Source organism: Clostridium frigidicarnis, from assembly GCF_900111985.1.
GTDB lineage: Bacteria > Bacillota > Clostridia > Clostridiales > Clostridiaceae > Clostridium_Z > Clostridium_Z frigidicarnis.
Genome location: NZ_FOKI01000003.1, coordinates 64,683 through 82,568, shown reverse-complemented (window position 1 = coordinate 82,568; position 17,886 = coordinate 64,683). Strand labels below are relative to the sequence as shown.

Genomic DNA, 17,886 nt, shown 5'->3' with positions numbered 1-17,886 from the left:
ATATGTATATTTTTTAGTATAATGGCTTTATAAGAAGCAACCTGGGGGGGAATATTAGTGGCTAAGGTGAGTGTTATTGTAGCTGCATATAATATAGAAAAATATATAGATGTATGCATGAAGTCTATAATGAATCAAACTCAAGATGATATAGAAATTATTGTGGTCAATGATGGATCAAAAGATGACACTTTATTAAAAATAAAGTATTTAAGAGAATTAGACAACAGAATAATTATTGTAGATAAGAAGAACGAGGGTGTTAGTAAAGCAAGGAATGAAGGTCTTAGTCATGCTAGAGGTGAATATGTTATGTTCATTGATGGTGATGATTATGTAGATTTTACAGCCATAGAACTTCTATATAAAAAAGCTAAAGATGAAGATGCTGATTTAGTTTGCTACAATTATGCTTTTAGCTATGAAGATGGTACAAATATAATAAACAAAGAAGAAGCATTTAAATGTATATCAGGTGATGAATACCTAGAATTATGTTTAAGTTCTTCGGTAGCATTATCTCTTTGGAGTAAACTTATACGAAGAGAAATTTTAATTAAGCACAATATAAAATGCCCAGAAAACATTGCATTTGCTGAGGATATGGCGACTAGTGTACATATAGCATGTTATGCAAAGAAGGTGTGTAAAGTTAATAAGTGCTTATATTATTACTTACAAAGAGGCACAAGTGTAACTAAAACAGATTCTAAAAAGGTTTTAGATATATTAAAGAGTATAGAGAAAATAAAAACTTATTTGGATTATAGCTGTAAGTATGAAAGATTTAAGGGGAATTTTGAATTACTTGCATTTCAACACTTATACTATTATAATGTTGTAACGTCTAATATAATAGGAGAATCACATAAAGCTCTTTATTATAATTGGAAAAATTATGGGTATAATATCAATGAAAATAAATATTATAAAAATTTTATATGTAAATTAAGTAAAAATGATAATATAAGATTAAAATTATATAATATTAATTATAATTTAGGAAAGTCATATGTTTTAGCATGCTTAAAAATAAAAGGATGTTTACTTAAAAAGTAAAGGAGAGTGGATTATAGTGGCTAAGTTTAAATTCTTAGAAACAGAAATAAAAGATGTGTATATAATAGAGCCAACAGTTTTTGGAGATCATAGAGGTTTCTTTATGGAAACTTATAATTATAAAGAATTTAATGATGCAGGACTTTCAATGCAGTTTGTTCAAGATAATCAATCAAAGTCTAAAAAGGGAGTACTTAGAGGATTACATTTCCAAACTCAAGATCAGCAGGGTAAACTTGTTAGAGTTATAAAGGGAGAAGTTTTTGATGTAGCTGTGGATTTAAGGAAAGGATCAGAAACTTATGGAAAATGGCAAGGAGTTCATTTAAGTGAAGAAAATAAAAAAATGTTTTATATTCCAGAAGGATTTGCTCATGGATTTGTAGTTTTGTCAGATGAAGCTGAGTTTGTATATAAATGTACTAATTTATACAATCCTAGATATGAAGGCGGAATTGCATGGAATGACCCAGATATCAATATACAATGGCCAATAGAAGGAATTGATGAAATACTGCTTTCAGAAAAAGATAAAAAGGCGAAAACATTAAAGCATTGTAAAATAGAGCTTTAAGATTTAGGAGCATGTTATGGAATATAGAGTTTGTAGTTTAAGGGAAGCACAATGTAGAATGTTTCAGATTTTGAGGGAAATAGATAGAATTTGTAAAAAGCACAACATAACATATTGGCTTGATGGAGGAACTCTTCTTGGTGCTATGAGACATGATGGTTTTATACCATGGGATGATGATTTAGACATAGGTATGCTTAGGCAAGATTACGTAAAGTTCATAAGCATTGCACAAAGCGAGTTTGGAGAAAAGTATTTTCTTCAAACTCCTTTAACCGATACATATTCTGAAGCTTCGTGGATAAAGGTAAAGGATAATAATAGTAAGATCCTTGAGGAAGAAAATAATAATAATGCCCACTCAGGGTTGTTTGTAGATATTTTTCCATATGATACTTTAAGTGATGAGGATGTTAAAAGGAAAAAGACTATAACTAATGTAATGTTTTTAAGGGCATATACAAAAACTAGATTTAAGAAGCCAATTATAAAAAATCTACCTAAAAATATTGGTATATGTGGGTTAAAGACATTAGGTTTGTTATATAAATTAATAGATTATAATGATTATTTAGGTAGAATACATAAAAAATATAATACTAAATATAGAAAAACAAGTAATAAACTTAATTATGGGGTTGAGGTGCCTTGGGAGTTAGATATAGATAAGCAGGACATTTTTCCATTATCTACACATAGTTTTGAGGGCATTGAATTTCCGATACCAAATAACAGCGATGAATTTTTAAAAAAATTATATGGGAATTGGACACAGCTACCACCAAAAGAATATAGAATGCCATCCCATAGTGACGCTGTTTATATTAAGGATTTAAACTAAGATTTCTTGAGGAGAAGATTAATGAAAGTTGGATTTTTAGTTGAGGACATTACTGCAGTAGGTGGGGTTGAGAGAGTGGTTTGTATGCTTGCAAACCATTTTTCTAAATTTTACGGATATAAGATAAAAATTATATCTTTAATACCACCTAAGAATTCTAAAATAGGATTTGAATTAGACCATAATGTTGATGTAATGTATTTAAATTATGATAATAGCGGAAACTTTTTTAAGAAGCATACTAAAGGTCTTAAAATGTATAAAAAACTTTTTAATGAGATAGATATAGAAGTATTATTTAGTTTATATACTAAAACAAATGTTTATTTCTCTATATTAAAAAATAAGATTAAACCCAAAATAATAGCATGTCAGCATGGACAATATTATTTTGATAATATTGTTTTTAGAATTATGGAAAGAATTTTTTATAGAAGATTAGATCCATTGGTGTTATTAACAGAAAGAGATAAAGAAATATATAGTAAGTTCTGTAAAAACACAATGGTTATGCCTAATGCAACTCCATTTAGAAATGAAGAACCTTATGATGGAAATAGCAATAAGATTATAAGTGTTGGAAGGCTTAGTACCGAGAAGTCTATTGATTATTTAATTAATGGATTTAAGTTAATACATAAGGAATTTCCTCAGTGGACTTTAGAAATTGTGGGAGATGGAGATGAAAGAGAAAAACTTCAGAATATGGTTAAGGAATATAATATGGAAGGTCAAATTATATTTTCAGGTTTTTGCAGTGATGTTAAGAAAAAGTATGAGGAAGCAGCATTTACAGTATTAACATCTCAAACAGAGGGATTCCCTATGATGTTAGTAGAATGTAAAGCTTGTGGAATACCATCTATTAGTTTTGATATACGAACTGGACCAAGAGAAATAATTGTACATGAAGAGGATGGATTAATTGTTCCACAAAACAATGTTGAAGAGCTAAGCAAAGCCATGAAAAAACTTATGAGTGATAAAGATCTACGAGTTAAGATGTCTAGAAATGCTATAGAGAACAGTAGACAATATTATGTGGAGAATATCGCAGATAAGTGGAGAATAGTTATTGAGGGGAGAGATTAATATGAAAATTTTAATTACAGGTTCTAAAGGACAACTGGCTAATCAAATAGTCAATATTTTGGATAGAGGGTGTAGTGATATTGGAGAGATTTCTAAGGAATTAAAAAATGCTAAAATAGTAGGATTTGATTCAGATATTATGGATATAACTGATTTAAACAAGGTTAGAGAGATTTTTAATAATGAAAGACCTGATGCAGTTATAAACTGTGCAGCATGTACTAATGTTGATGGATGCGAATCAAATTATGAATTAGCATTTAAGGTTAATGCATTAGGAGCTAGAAATTTGGCTATGGTTTGTGAAGAAATAGGAGCAAAGCTTATACAAGTTTCTACAGATTATGTTTTTGAAGGAAATGGAACAATACCATATAAAGAATGTGATATTACAAACCCAGTAAGTGCTTATGGTAAAACTAAGCTTTTAGGGGAACAATATGTTAGGGAATTTTGTACAAAGTATTTTATAGTTAGAACAGCTTGGCTATATGGTCATGTTGGGAAAAACTTTGTAAAAACAATAATGAATGCAGCAAAAGAAAGAGGACAATTAACTGTAGTTAACGATCAAAGAGGAAATCCTACTTATGCAGAGGATTTAGCTTATCATATATTAAAATTAATTGGAACTGAAGAGTATGGAGTTTACCATTGTACAGGAGAAGGTGAGTGTAGCTGGTATGATTTTGCTAAAGCTATAGTTGGATTTTCAGGTATAGAATGTAAAGTAGAACCAATAACATCAGATAAGCTTGATAGAGCTGCTAAAAGACCTGCTTTTTCATCATTAGATAATATGATGTTAAAATGCACAGTAGGAAATGGGATGAGACACTGGGAAAAAGCTTTAAAAAGTTTTATAGAGAGTGTTAAATAGTGAGGTAGTGGAAATGCCTAAGGAAAAATCGTTAGTAAAAAATGTGATGTACAAATCGCTCTTAAGTCTTTTTAATATAGTTGTACCTATAATAATAGGTTCTTATGCTACAAAGATTATCGGAAAAGATGGCATGGGTGAAGTTTTTTATGCAGATACAATATATCAATATTTTTTGATTTTTGGAGCTTTTGGTATATATAACTATGGTCTTAGAGAGATTAGTAGAATACGAGACAATAAAGAAAAATTAAAACAACTTTTTTCATCACTTTTTATTTTGGGAGTTGCATCTAATATAATAGTGCTTCTTGCCTATGCTGGGTTTATATTTTTCAACTATAAAGGTACGAGTAGCTTTTCTATATTTGCAATATATTTATTTAGTATATTTTCTAATTTATTTTATGTAGAATGGGCCAATGAGGCATTAGAGAAGTACGATTTTATAACAATTAAAACTATAATAGTTAAACTTATATATATAGTTGCATTACTTACATTAGTTAAAACACCAGAGGATTATTTAATATATGCAGGGCTTATAAGTGTGGCTCTATTTTTAAATAATATAATAAGTTTTGTTTTTATAGTTAAAGATATAGGATTTACTTTAAAATGTCTTACATTTAGAAGACATGTAAAATATTTAATTATGGCATTAATTATGGCTAATGGAAATGTTTTATATACTCAACTTGATAAACTATTTTTAGGTTCTAATCTTGGAAAAGACACGGTTGCTTTCTATACTACACCTCAAAATGTTGTTTACATGATTAATGCATTTATAATGTCAGTTGTATATGTAACAATACCTAGACTTTCAAACATACTTGCGGCTAATGATGAGAAGGCTTATTTAAAACTACTCAATAAAGTTGCAAAGAGCTTAAGTCTATTTTTATTTCCAGCAGCTATGGGATTAACTGTTTTGGCAAGAGAAATAATTCTTTTATATGCTAAGCCAGAGTTTTTGCCCGCTGTACCTGTACTTCAAATTTTCACAATTTACATGATTACTTTGGCATTTGAATCTATTTTGTCAAATCAAGTTATGTATGTTAAGAAAAGAGAAAAGGTGCTTATATGCTTTATTATATGTTGCGGATTATTTAATTTAATTGCAAAGATAGGGTTAACAAAAGCAGGATTATTAACTCCAGTTACTGCAGTTATGACAACAGTAATGGCGAATATTATATTAATAAGTCTAGAATTTTTCTATTCAACTAGAGTTTTAAAAGTTGATATTCCTATATTTAAATTAGATAAGTTTAAATATTTGTTTATATCATTATTATTTATACCAATAACTTATGGGGTTAAGATGATATTTGCATCTACAGTTATGATTACATTAGTTACAATGATACTATGCGGTTCAGTATATTTTGGTATACTTCTAGTTACTAAGGATGAAGTTGTAATTGCTATTTTGAATAAATTTCTTAAAAGAGCTTAAGAAGCTTTGATAACTTGTCACTATCTTAAATTTGTTACTTACATATTGAAAGTTGAAAATAGAGAGTTGAGGATTTTTTTTGTTTATTTTATTAAAAAACTAATGATTGAATTTAGCTTTTTGTAAAAAAATCAACATTAATTTTCAATTCTTTATTTTTAGCTCTAAATTTAATAAAAGTTATAAGTTTAATTCTCATAAAAGTAACAATTAGAAAGTTGAATTTTTGAGTTATGATAGTTGCATATTATGGAGTATTAAGCATTGATAGGGTATATGAATGCTTAATCTATAAAAATAAATTATTAAGATTTTATGAGTAAGAGTGAGTTTCACATAAAAAATGTAGTTATTTCAATTTATATTCATAAAATGGTTACAAAAATAAAACAAATTGGTTAAAAAAATCAAAAAAATAATAACAATAAATTGACAATGGAAAAATTTGAATGTATAATAATGTTAAAATTCAAAAAAGGGGGATGTGTGAGTGATAAATATAAAAAGAATTTGTTTATTCACGGTAGGGGCTATATTAACTATGAGCTCCATGATTACATATGTGGCTAACGCTTCAACGGAAACGATAACAAATAATAGGGCTAAGCAATTTGTAGATATTGTAACTGAACAAAAGAATAAACCATATCAGTATGGTGCAACTGGTCCAAGCTGTTTTGATTGTTCAGGTTTAATATATTATGCAACTGGACAGATGCCCTCTTTAAAAATAGATGGACAAGATGTTAAAATTAATTTAGAAAATGGATTAGGAAGAAGTACAAATGATCAATATAATGCAGAAAAGGGTCATTATGTTTCTATATATGATAGACGTCCAGGAGATATAGTGTTTTTTGGAGGGTCTAGTTATAATGTAACCCATGAAGGGATGTATCTTCAAGGGGATACTTTTATTCATGCTCCAAGAACTAATGAAGTTGTTAAGGAGACTTCTCTATCAAGTAGATCAAATTTGCTTCCTAGTGTTAGAAGGCTTGAAGGATGGCTTCAATCTTCGAATTCTTGGAAATTTTTAGTGGCTGATACTGAAGTTAATAATAAGTGGATATTAGATAACAATAGCTATTATTATATAAACAATAGTGGATACATGGAAGAAAATAGTTGGCAATGGATAGATGGAAGTTGTTATAAATTTAATCCAAGTGGAATAATGGAAAGTGATAATTGGCTTTGGGACAATGGTAAATGTTACTATGTAAAACCAAGTGGAGCAATGGACAGAAATAATTGGGTTCAATATAAAGAGATTTGGTATTATGTGGGTAATGATGGAGCTATGATAGTTAACGATTGGGTCCAATGGAAAGATATATGGTACCATGTAGGAAGTGATGGAGCTATGCAAAAAAGCTGGCTTACTATAAATGGAAAACAATATTACTTCTACAATGACGGAAGTATGGCAGTAAATACAGTAATTGATGGTAAAACAATAGGATTTGATGGAGCAGTTATTAAAGGATAAGATTAATTTAGTTGCAATAATAATTGATAATTTTAAGTCAGTGGCAGATTGCAATAATATAACTCTTTTATGAGTTAATAAAAAATATTAATATATGATAACAAAGTTGCTACGAAATTTTCACGTGGCAATTTTTTATTTTTGAGTTTATAGTTATGTCTAGTAATTAACAATATGTTATTTCATTAATGATTCAACACTAGTTGCTATAATTATTCCTATGTTTACATATTTGGAAAATAAAAGTAAAAAATACTATATTGATTACAAAATGATAACAAAAAGTAAAAAACGACAATTTTTCAATGTAATAAAAGATATAAACTTAAAAGAAGTCAATGAAAATTGTTGATTTGTAAGAAATGAATAATTTGACATTAAAAGTAATATAACTGTATTATATTGGTATAATATAAAAAGGGGGAGATATTTATGAAAAATATCAAAAAAGTGTGTTTATTAGCATTAGGAGCTGTGATGACTATGACTACTATGGTTACATATACAGCTAGTGCAGCAACAACATATACTAATAATCGTGCATCTCAAGCTGTAAGTATAGCTAAAGCTCAAGAGGGCAAACCATATGTATATGGGGCAACGGGTCCTAATTCTTTTGACTGTTCTGGGTTAATGTATTATGTGTATAATACTAGACTTGGTAATAGTATAGATAGGACAAGTGAAAGTCAATATGGTGCTAAAAATACAGCAGCGGATAAAAATAAGTTCGTCTCATTTTCAGATGCTAGATCAGGAGATTTAGTTTTCTTTGGAAGTGAAAGTGGACCACACCATGTAGGAATGTACTTAGGTGGAGATACTTATGTGCATGCACCAAGTACTGGTGATGTTGTAAAAGAAAGTTCTTTATCAAGTAGATCAGACAAGCTGTATACAGTTAGAAGAATTGAAGGATGGATTAAGAACTCTAATAGATGGTGTTACCTAGATCACAATCAATTTGTATATAGTTCTTGGATTTCAGATAATAATAAATATTATTACATTGATAATGCTGGATACATGAAAGTTAACAGTTGGGAATGGGTTGATGGAAAGTGCTATCACTTTGTTTCAGATGGAGTAATGGATTCTAATAAATGGATTGAAGATCAAGGTAAATGGTATTATGTAGGAAATGATGGAGCTATGCAAAAAGGCTGGATTACTGTAAGTGGAAAACAATACTATTTATATAATGATGGAAGTATGGCAAAAAATACAGTAATTGATGGTAAGACAATAGGATCTGATGGAGCTGTAAAATAAATTATGCAATTAAAAAAGATTGTTACGTAATCATTCGTAGCAATCTTCTTTTTTATGAAAAAAAAGTATAAAGTACATTCAAAAAAATAACAAGTCAGTATGCTAGTCTATTTTGTGTCATACTTCGTCAGCGATATTAGTTCATAGCATAGACTATGAGCTGATATCACTTTCTTGTCTGACACAAAATATACATGGCATCTTTGACTTGTTATTTTATTATACTCTCAACTGCGCTTGAAACAATTTTTCCTATATTCTCTTGATTTTTAAAATTATTAGCTCTTTCAGCTTCATCTTTATTACTTATAAAACCACATTCAATTAATAATGATGGCATATTAGTATTTACAGTTACACTTAAATTATGATCGTGGGCTTTTCTATTATTATAACCCATTTGAAAACTTAAATCTGTAGCTATAGTTTCAGCTAATTTTTTACTTTTAACTGCAGCCTCACATGGAGTTGTATCTATATATACTCCAGAATACCAGCCATTTGGATCATCTCCAACTATTACGCCTTCATTATCTATATTAGGACGATAAGTACTATAATGAGTGCTTATTCCTTGTACTGTAGAATTATCACTTACATCATGGTGTAAGCTTACGAATAATTTTGCATCAGAATTATTCGCAAGAGAATATCTTTTCATTAAACTTACACTTAAATCATCGTAAAATCTATCGCTTTCTTCTCTAGTTAATTTTACATCATAACCTTTGCTTTCAAGTTGAGTTTTAACTCTTAAAGCAACCTGCATGTCAAGTTCAGTTTCGGAGTATTTTATTCCATCATGATATTTTTCGCTTCCATAGTCTCCACCATGATTATGTCCAGGGTCTACAACCACAAGTTTTTTGACACCTTCAGGGTTCCAAACTCCATTAGAATCAAAATAATAATTAACACCATCTATTTTATGAGTTCCTATTGCCATTGAACCATCTGCAAGTAAATAATACCAAACATTACCTAAAAATAACCATCCTGTTAGCAGAGAGCCAGATCCTTGTTTGAAATAATACCATTTACCGTTTATCATTTCCCAAGTTTCAGCCATAGATCCATTATCTCTTAAATAGTAACGTTGTCCACCAATAGTCTGCCAACCAGTTAGCATTGTACCGTTTTGATTTAGATAATACCAGTCTTGACCTAACTTTATCCAACCTGTAGCCATAATTCCATCTGCATTTAAGTAGTACCAACCAGTACTTGTCCATATCCAGCCAGTGCACATATTACCATTATTACAATCAAAATAATACCATTTATCATTTATCTGTTGCCATCCAACTTGCATATCACCATTGTTATTAAAATAATATTTTTTATCAGATATAGTATGCAAGCCAGTTACCATAGAACCATCATCTTTTAAGTAATACCATACATTGTCTGGTTTTATCCAACCAGTAGCCATAGATCCATTAAATCTTAAGTAATAATAAGCACCGTCTATTAATTGCCAACCAGTTAACATGACACCATTTTTATCGAAATAGTACCAATAGTTATTAATTTGTTTCCAGCCAGTTGATTTTACATTATTATCACTAACGTAAAACCAGTTATTGTCAGTTTGTACCCACCAACCGTAGTTCATAGTACTTGAAGATTTAGAAACATCTACCTTATTATCACTTGGAATTGTTGGATTTTTAGCCGAATCATCTACATTATTAATATTGTCTTTTGAATCAACAAGAGGTTCAACATCCTTTTGAGAATAAGTAGATTGAGTATCACTTTTACTAGAATTTTCAGTTTGTGCAAAGGTAGTTATTGAAGGGTTTATGAAAAGTGACATAAGAATAACCCAACATACACCTTTTTTAAGACGTCTAATCATGTACATCAATCTCCTTTAACTAATATTTATTTTTTTAGTGGATAGCTTGTACAAATTTAGGAATTAAGGTATCCACATTAAATATTACCATAATAGTACTCCATATATATATGTTTTTTGATAATATTCAAAGAAACTTTAAATATAATGTATAAAATTGTGTTGGAAATTTAATTGATTTTATGAACATTTAGGCTAAATACTAAAACAGTGAGAATTTATAGGTTTTTATAGGACATAATTAATAAATGGATTTGTTGGATTATGGAACAATATTCATATTTGAGGTGTGATTTATCTTAGTGGCAAAAAGTAAGTTTAATGAAATAAATGTTGAGCTTAAGAGATTAAATAATGAAGCTATACAATTAAAAAATATAGGAGACTTTGTTATGAAAATAGGTATTTAAGTGAAAATATATTGACTAAAATATGTAAAGTATTTATAATATATATTAAGTTCATTTTATGAACTCATTGGAATTTAGTTAAATAGAAATATGATTGTATAGGTATAATAATGCTTATATTTTTTTGAAATATTTACGTTCAATTAATGAACGTTTGAATATAAGTTGTTAATAATGATATTTAAAATTAATAAGATTTATTCAATGATAAGAGGAAAGTTTAGTTTATGAACTATGGAGGGAAAGTTATGGACAAGGAATTAAAGGTTTTAAAGACTTTAAATGAGGGTAAAAACTTAAGCCAGAGACAAATATCTAAATCTACAGAAATGTCTCTTGGAAAAATAAATGAAATACTTAAAGAATTAACAAGAGATGAATATATAAGCTGCACTAAGAAGAGCAGAGGGTTTGATTATAAAGTTACTATAAAAGGTATGAAGGTTTTAGAAGAAAATTTAAAGGAAGTTGATGGTGTAAAGATAAAGCTTCACAGGGAGGGCGCTATGGTTAAACAAGCTGTTATATTAGGGGCTGGTAGTAGAAAAGAATTTGGTAAACCAACAGGTTTTTTAGAACTTAAAGATGAGACAGTTATTGATAGAATAATAGAATTATTAAAAGATAGGGGCATAGAAGATATTACAATTGTTGTAGGGTATGAAAGCTCTTATTACAAGGATTACTCTAAAGCTAAAAACATAAAATTAGTTGAAAATCCTAAATTTAAGTGGACAGGTACTATGGCATCATTAGCGTTAGCTAAGGATTATATTAAGGGTGATTTCTTACTTATAGAGAATGATTTGGTATTTGAAGAAAGAGCCATAAAGGAAGTATTAAAAAATTCTGCAAGGGATTGTGTATTAATAACCAATGAAAGTGGATCAGGTGATGAAGCTTTTGTAGAAATAAGAGATGGATTTCTTTATAAAATATCAAAAGACAAGCATATGTTCAATAAAATAGATGGAGAGATGATAGGTATAAGTAAACTTTCTTATGAAGCTTTCAATAAGATGTTAAAGGAGTATGAAAGATATAATAAAAATCCTTATTTAAATTATGAGTATGCTCTTTTAGATGTGGCTAGGTACTATGACATAGGATATACAAAAATTGATGATTTAGTTTGGGCAGAGATTGATTCAAAAGATCATTACCATAATGTTGTTAATCATGTTTATCCAAAACTTAGAAGAAAAGAGCTTGAGATAAAAACAATAAGTCTTAGAAAGTACGTTGTTGAAGCTTTAAATGTAAATGAAGATAGTATAGGGGAAATAGTTCCAGCAGGAGGAATGACTAATAAAAATTATAAGGTTTCTATAAATAACAAGAACTATATTTTAAGAGTACCTGGTGCAGGAACTGAAGAAATGATAAGTAGAAAAGATGAAAAGATAAATGCAGAAATAGGATTTAAGCTAGGTCTTGATACTCATGTATTATGTTTTGATGAGGTTAAGGGAATAAAAATTAGTGAATTTATAGAAAATGCTGAGACTTTAACAGGAACTTCAGCTTCAAAAGAGAGCAATATGAAAATGACAACAAAACTTTTGAAAACTCTTCATAATTCTGATGTAAAGCTAAATAATTCTTTTGATATCTTGGGTAAAATAAAGCTTTATGAGGATTTACTTGAAAAAGCTAACGGAAGGAATTTTGATGATTATGAAGAAATTAGAGCTAAAGTTATTCCTTTAAAAGAGCTTTTAGTAGAACTTGGTGCTAAGGAAGTTCCTGCTCATAATGATACTGTACCAGAAAACTTTGTTAAAAGTGGTGATGATAAGATGTATCTTATTGACTGGGAATATAGTGGAATGAATGATCCAATGTGGGATTTAGCAGCACATATAATTGAATGTAATTTTTCAGATGATGATGAAGAATTATTTTTAAGAACTTATTTTGAAGAAGACCCTGATTTAAACATAAAAAAGAGAATTTTAATTCATAAGATATTCCAAGATTTACTTTGGAGTATTTGGACAAAGTTAAAAGAAGCTAAAGGTGATGATTTTGGAACTTATGGTATAGATAGATATAATAGGGCGAAGAAAAACTTAGAAATACTTCACCAGATGCTACTATAGGTAGTTGAAAATTGAAAGTGGAGAATTGAGAGTAAAGGATGTTTTCATTCACTTTGCTCACAAAAACTAATAATTTAATTTTAGATTTTTCTTAGAAAAATCAACTGTAATTTTAAAACTTTAACTTTTAATTTAACAAAGGGAGTTAAAAGTTACGAGAGTATTTAAGTGTTGAGTTTCAGCATTTGAAAATTGAGAACTTATGTTAGTTGAAAATGGAGAATGAAGGGTATTTTTGTTTGTGAAAACTAATAATTTAAATTTTAGGTTTTTCGTAGAAAAACCAACCATAACTTTCAACTCTCAATTCTCAACTTTCAACTTAATAAATATATGAGGAGAGTTATTTAATATGAAGGCAACGGATTTGAGAACTGTTAAGTTTGGAATTGGCTCGGCTTTGATTTCAGGTATCACATGGGGAATTGATACTGTTTTAATAGGAATTGCTTTGACTATGACACCTTTTGTGGATGTGGAAAAAGCTATAGTGTTTGCTCCTTTTGTTAGTACTTTTTTACATGATGCATTCTCAGCTATTTGGATAACAATGTATCAAATTTTAAAGGGTAATCTTTCAAATGTATTTAAATCTATGAAAAGTAGAAGTGGACTTTTTATAATGCTTGGAGCACTTCTTGGTGGACCAGTTGGAATGACATGTTATACATTAAGTGTTAAATACATAGGACCAGCTTATGCTGCAAGTTTAACATCTGTTTATCCAGCGGCGGGAGCATTCTTTGCATTTATTTTTCTAAAGGAAAAGCTTGAAAAAAGAGCTTGGATGGGTATTGGTTTAAGTGTCTTTGGCGTTATAGTAATTGGATATTCTAGTGGAGGAAATATAGCACTTCAAGGAACATTTATCATTGGGTTACTATGTGCTTTAGGTACAGTATTAGGGTGGGGACTTGAAAGTGTAATATGTGCTTATGGTATGAAGGATGATGTTACTCCAGAAGAAGCATTAAACATAAGACAATTAACTTCGGCTATATTTTATGGAATAATAATACTTCCATTATTATCAGCACATAGTGTAACAATAGAAGTATTTAGGCAACCAACTTGGATTATATTAGCTGCCACTGCATTAGTTGGGACTACTTCTTATTTGTTTTATTATTCAGCAATTAATTTAATTGGAGCAGCAAGAAGTACCGCTTTAAATATAACTTATTCCATGTGGGCCATTTTAATTCAAATAGTTTTTTTAAAACAGCCTGTTACTGTTCAGTTTGTTTTAGGAAGTGTTATTGTACTTTGTGGAACAATATTAGTTGCTGGAAACCCTAGAGCAATGGTTGATCTCACAGAGGAATATAATTAAATAACAAATAAAAGTAAGGAGAAATTTACAATGAAAGCGATATTATTAGCAGCAGGTATGGGAACTAGATTAAGACCATTAACTTTGGAAACTCCAAAATCTTTAGTTAAGGTTAATGGCAAGCCTATGCTTGAAAGGCAAGTGGAGTATTTAAGAGAAGTGGGAGTAGAAGAAATAATAGTTTTAACAGGATATTTAAATGAAAAGTTTGAGTATTTAAAGGAAAAATACGGTGTTAAGCTTGTGCATAATGATAAGTATAATGTTTATAACAATATATATACCATGTACCTTGTTAGAGATTATTTAAAGGATTCTTATGTAATAGATGCAGATGTTTATTTACATAAAAATATATTTAAAGAAAAGGTTGAAGATTCAACGTATTTTTCAGGATATAAAGAAGGATTTAAAGGGGAATGGATTTTAAAGTTTGATGAAAATAATAAAGTATATGATATAGAAGTTGGAGATGGAGATGGTTATATACTTTGTGGTATATCTTATTGGAGTGAAAGAGATGGAGCTTTAATTAAGGAAAGACTTGAAAGTGTAATAGATGGTGGAAGTTTTACTAATCTTTATTGGGATGATATTGTTAAGGATAATTTAAAGGATTTGAATGTATATATTGAAAAAATAGATTCTACTGCATCTTATGAGATTGATTCTTTAGATGAATTAAGAGAAGTAGAGGAACTTTTAGCTAAAGGTTCTATATAAATTTTAAATAATAGTAAAAAGATGTATTTGTTTTTTCTATTAATGCTATAGGTGAAAAAGTGCTTATTGTTTTGAAATAAAAACTATGAATGCTTTTTTTTTATATAAAAATCTATAACGGGTTTAATGTGAAAAAAAATAAAACTACATAAAAAAGTAAATTAGACAATATTAATACATATATTTTTGGGATTAAATAGAGGCTGTTAAACAATTGACAAAACAATTATTTGAAAATAATGTATTTAAATGACATGTTAAAAATAAATTGAAAAAAAAGTAAAATATAAACTTAACACATTGTTTTTAAGAAATTAACAAAAATGTTAAGAAATTTACAATTTTTATTTAAAAATTAATATATAAATTAAAAAATACAATAAAGTTTAATTTTGTTTTTAAGTCCATTATATTTACAGTTAAAATTAAGGTTGAAAAAATAAATGGTAAATATTATAATGTCCTCAAGACAATTATTACAAAGGAGTGAAATGATGGAAGTTATTCAACAAACAAATAGGACGATACTATTTGAGGAAATAAATCCAGAGAAATTAGACTTACTTTCGATAATAGGTGATACAAAAGGATTAAATAGTTTAAATGACGATAAAATAAAAGAAATTAATGAACATCTTTTAGTAAAAAGTTTTGACGAATTCTTAGAAAAATTCTCACCCGTTGTTTATTCGTTTTATAATGCAACAAATCAAAAGGTTATGTACACATTAAAGAAACCAGAAAACCTACCACCGGAGTGTATAACAGAAATACCAGTTAACCAATCAAATGATTTCCTAAAAATGCTATTTACTTTAATTGACACTAAAAGTGCCCAAGGTATAGCTAATGTGGATTTTAAATTTGAAAATTTATTGGATATGATATCACCAAAAAAAGTAATGGATGATATAAGACAATCTAGAAAAGAAATTCAATACATGTATAGCAAGTATGAAGATTTAGAAGACGAAGATCCTAGTAAGTTAGATTTAGGAGATAAACTTAACTACATGTTTGAAGAAGCAAGTAGTAATTATAATAATATTATGGCTATGCTCCCACTTGCAATTGAGGATATTAAGACAAGATTGCTTCTTGGGGAAGAAGAAAATAAGAATAATAACGTAGAGCTTAAAATAGGGGCTCTAAGTATGGGTGAGAATGGTGAACTAAAAGTTTTAGAAGCACCAAAAAATGAAGAAAAATCTTTAGTAAGCTTAGATGATAATGCAAATGTTGGATTAATCAAGGCTTTTGAAGAAGATTATGATGCTGTTAATGAAGCAAATGATGTTAAAACTGACTATGTTAAAAGTTTAGTTGTAAGAACATTTTGTCCATTGGCTTCTACTATGGAAAGTAAAATTGACGTAGAATTAGAGGTTTCAAACTATAATACATATTTAGAATTTTATAAAAGTGCTAAAGATGATTTTGTTAAAACTGTTAAGCCATTGGTTGAAAAAATAGTTGGAGTAAAAATGTTCTTTGATCAATATAGAACAAAGAGCGTAGGTATGCAACCAACATTATTAGTAACAAACACAAAACTTAACAGAATGGTTAGTTCAAATAATTTACCTAGATTAACAACTTATTTAAGCACAGTAAATGATAAAAATGATTTTGATAATACTATTTGGTTTGGAATTGTTCCATCATTAGAGCTTGAAAGTCAAAGTAAATCTAAAGTAAGAAGAGAAAGATTTAGAGGAAATAATCAAGTTGAGAAAATAGATGGAACAAGCATGGAAGATTTATCAATGCTTTTAGATTCTATTAAAAAATATAGGATACAAGTATTCTTCAGTTTTGAAGCAAGAGAAGATACTACATTTAATCATATAGCTACTTCTGGAATTGATAGATTTATAGACAAATGTTCTCCACTAATACGTAATGATTTTAGTGAATTTGCAATTCCATGTATACCAAACTTTACTATAATACCTAAAGACAAATCTGGAGTTATTATAGACAAAAGAATGGTACTTTCAGAAGGTGGTTCAGCAGAATTATCTAAAGAAAAAGAAGATATTCTTAAACTTTGGATAGAAGGAGTTTACATTGGAGGGTCTTATGTGGCAGCAGGTATTGTATCTGCATATCAATGCCCTGAGTTCTTAAGAGAGGCTTATAAAAATGTACAACCTGAATATCCAGGAATTAGATTTGATATAGAATCAGCAGACAATTGCTTAAAAGTTACAACTACATTAGCTAAAGAGATTTCTGGTTTTACAAACGAAATAAAAAATTCAATAAATAGAAAGAATTTTGGTTTTGTTTTCTCATCAGAAAATGCTCAATTAGAAGGTAAAAATGTTAAGCAAATAACAATATATAAGGCTAGAAGTTTACAGGCAACTAATAATGATTTTGAATCAATATATAAGACCTTAGTAACAACTTATATAGAAAGAATGTTAAGATTCCATACAAATGACTTTAAGCAAGACAATATTATTAAATTCTTCAGTAATAATCCAAACAGTGTCAAGAGTAAATGGACATCAAATAAAGGTTATGTAAACTCTATTATCCAAGAAGGAGACGATATTAACTTCTTAATAGATGAAAAGAGTGGTACATGCAATATAGACCTTGTATTTAATGGAAATATTAAGAACTTAGAAGTTGATATTACAAGAAGCGTAATTAGTTAAAACTTATGTGTAAAAATACTAAGATTAAATAAAATTATAAAAACATAGGCTCATTATAATAGAAAACTAATTTAGACATATGTAAAAGTACAAAAATTAGATTAACTTAAATG

General features: G+C 28.7%; 13 protein-coding genes. 12 read left to right on the top strand and 1 reads right to left on the bottom strand.

Translation table 11 applies throughout. The features are described 5' to 3' along the window. Positions 1-57: 57 nt before the first annotated feature. The 8 genes from BM119_RS02490 (at position 58) to BM119_RS02455 (ending at position 8,675) form a co-directional block, all read left to right on the top strand. A complete protein-coding gene (locus tag BM119_RS02490; RefSeq protein WP_177199291.1) occupies positions 58-1,059 on the top strand; it encodes a glycosyltransferase family 2 protein in 1,002 nt (333 codons plus the stop codon). 16 nt (positions 1,060-1,075) lie between these two features. Then, on the top strand, positions 1,076-1,633 hold the full coding sequence (gene rfbC / locus BM119_RS02485; RefSeq protein ID WP_090038599.1) for a dTDP-4-dehydrorhamnose 3,5-epimerase: 558 nt from the start codon (positions 1,076-1,078) through the stop codon (positions 1,631-1,633). Positions 1,634-1,649: 16 nt separating this feature from the next. Continuing rightward, a complete protein-coding gene (locus BM119_RS02480) occupies positions 1,650-2,474 on the top strand; it encodes a LicD family protein (protein WP_090038597.1) in 825 nt (274 codons plus the stop codon). A gap of 21 nt (positions 2,475-2,495) precedes the next feature. Then, the gene (locus BM119_RS02475) at positions 2,496-3,566 is read left to right on the top strand and encodes a glycosyltransferase family 4 protein (protein ID WP_090038595.1); all 1,071 of its coding nucleotides are present in this window, start codon (positions 2,496-2,498) and stop codon (positions 3,564-3,566) included. A gap of 1 nt (position 3,567) precedes the next feature. After that, the gene (gene rfbD, locus BM119_RS02470) at positions 3,568-4,446 is read left to right on the top strand and encodes a dTDP-4-dehydrorhamnose reductase (protein ID WP_090038593.1); all 879 of its coding nucleotides are present in this window, start codon (positions 3,568-3,570) and stop codon (positions 4,444-4,446) included. A gap of 13 nt (positions 4,447-4,459) precedes the next feature. Next, a complete protein-coding gene (locus BM119_RS02465; protein WP_090038592.1) occupies positions 4,460-5,911 on the top strand; it encodes an oligosaccharide flippase family protein in 1,452 nt (483 codons plus the stop codon). Between the two features lie 490 nt (positions 5,912-6,401). Next, positions 6,402-7,403 (top strand): C40 family peptidase, encoded by a 1,002-nt coding sequence (locus BM119_RS02460; RefSeq protein WP_090038590.1) that lies wholly within the window; start codon positions 6,402-6,404, stop codon positions 7,401-7,403. Positions 7,404-7,835: 432 nt separating this feature from the next. Beyond that, positions 7,836-8,675, top strand: coding sequence for a C40 family peptidase (locus BM119_RS02455; protein ID WP_090038589.1), 840 nt, complete (start codon positions 7,836-7,838; stop codon positions 8,673-8,675). Between the two features lie 211 nt (positions 8,676-8,886). On the opposite strand, the gene BM119_RS02450 is transcribed toward BM119_RS02455, so the two are convergent. Continuing rightward, a complete protein-coding gene (locus tag BM119_RS02450; RefSeq protein ID WP_177199290.1) occupies positions 8,887-10,536 on the bottom strand; it encodes an N-acetylmuramoyl-L-alanine amidase in 1,650 nt (549 codons plus the stop codon). 658 nt (positions 10,537-11,194) lie between these two features. Here BM119_RS02450 and BM119_RS02445 point away from each other — a divergent pair. From BM119_RS02445 to BM119_RS02430, 4 genes are all read left to right on the top strand, one after another. Further along, positions 11,195-13,048, top strand: coding sequence for an NTP transferase domain-containing protein (locus BM119_RS02445; RefSeq protein ID WP_090038586.1), 1,854 nt, complete (start codon positions 11,195-11,197; stop codon positions 13,046-13,048). A gap of 352 nt (positions 13,049-13,400) precedes the next feature. Next, positions 13,401-14,381 carry a DMT family transporter gene (locus BM119_RS02440; RefSeq protein ID WP_090038584.1) on the top strand — a complete coding sequence of 327 codons (981 nt, stop codon included), beginning with the start codon at positions 13,401-13,403 and terminating at the stop codon, positions 14,379-14,381. Between the two features lie 30 nt (positions 14,382-14,411). After that, positions 14,412-15,104 carry a sugar phosphate nucleotidyltransferase gene (locus BM119_RS02435; protein WP_090038583.1) on the top strand — a complete coding sequence of 231 codons (693 nt, stop codon included), beginning with the start codon at positions 14,412-14,414 and terminating at the stop codon, positions 15,102-15,104. 494 nt (positions 15,105-15,598) lie between these two features. Beyond that, on the top strand, positions 15,599-17,773 hold the full coding sequence (locus BM119_RS02430; protein ID WP_090038581.1) for a transcriptional regulator: 2,175 nt from the start codon (positions 15,599-15,601) through the stop codon (positions 17,771-17,773). Positions 17,774-17,886 lie beyond the last annotated feature (113 nt).

What these genes read in the sequence shown, in the direction of transcription:
- BM119_RS02450 (WP_177199290.1), bottom strand. Translation starts at nt 10,536, where the DNA reads ATGATTAGACGTCTTAAAAAAGGTGTATGTTGGGTTATTCTTATGTCA.
- rfbD (WP_090038593.1), top strand. Translation starts at nt 3,568, where the DNA reads ATGAAAATTTTAATTACAGGTTCTAAAGGACAACTGGCTAATCAAATA.
- BM119_RS02445 (WP_090038586.1), top strand. Translation starts at nt 11,195, where the DNA reads ATGGACAAGGAATTAAAGGTTTTAAAGACTTTAAATGAGGGTAAAAAC.
- BM119_RS02455 (WP_090038589.1), top strand. Translation starts at nt 7,836, where the DNA reads ATGAAAAATATCAAAAAAGTGTGTTTATTAGCATTAGGAGCTGTGATG.
- BM119_RS02430 (WP_090038581.1), top strand. Translation starts at nt 15,599, where the DNA reads ATGGAAGTTATTCAACAAACAAATAGGACGATACTATTTGAGGAAATA.
- BM119_RS02435 (WP_090038583.1), top strand. Translation starts at nt 14,412, where the DNA reads ATGAAAGCGATATTATTAGCAGCAGGTATGGGAACTAGATTAAGACCA.
- BM119_RS02475 (WP_090038595.1), top strand. Translation starts at nt 2,496, where the DNA reads ATGAAAGTTGGATTTTTAGTTGAGGACATTACTGCAGTAGGTGGGGTT.
- BM119_RS02465 (WP_090038592.1), top strand. Translation starts at nt 4,460, where the DNA reads ATGCCTAAGGAAAAATCGTTAGTAAAAAATGTGATGTACAAATCGCTC.
- BM119_RS02480 (WP_090038597.1), top strand. Translation starts at nt 1,650, where the DNA reads ATGGAATATAGAGTTTGTAGTTTAAGGGAAGCACAATGTAGAATGTTT.
- BM119_RS02440 (WP_090038584.1), top strand. Translation starts at nt 13,401, where the DNA reads ATGAAGGCAACGGATTTGAGAACTGTTAAGTTTGGAATTGGCTCGGCT.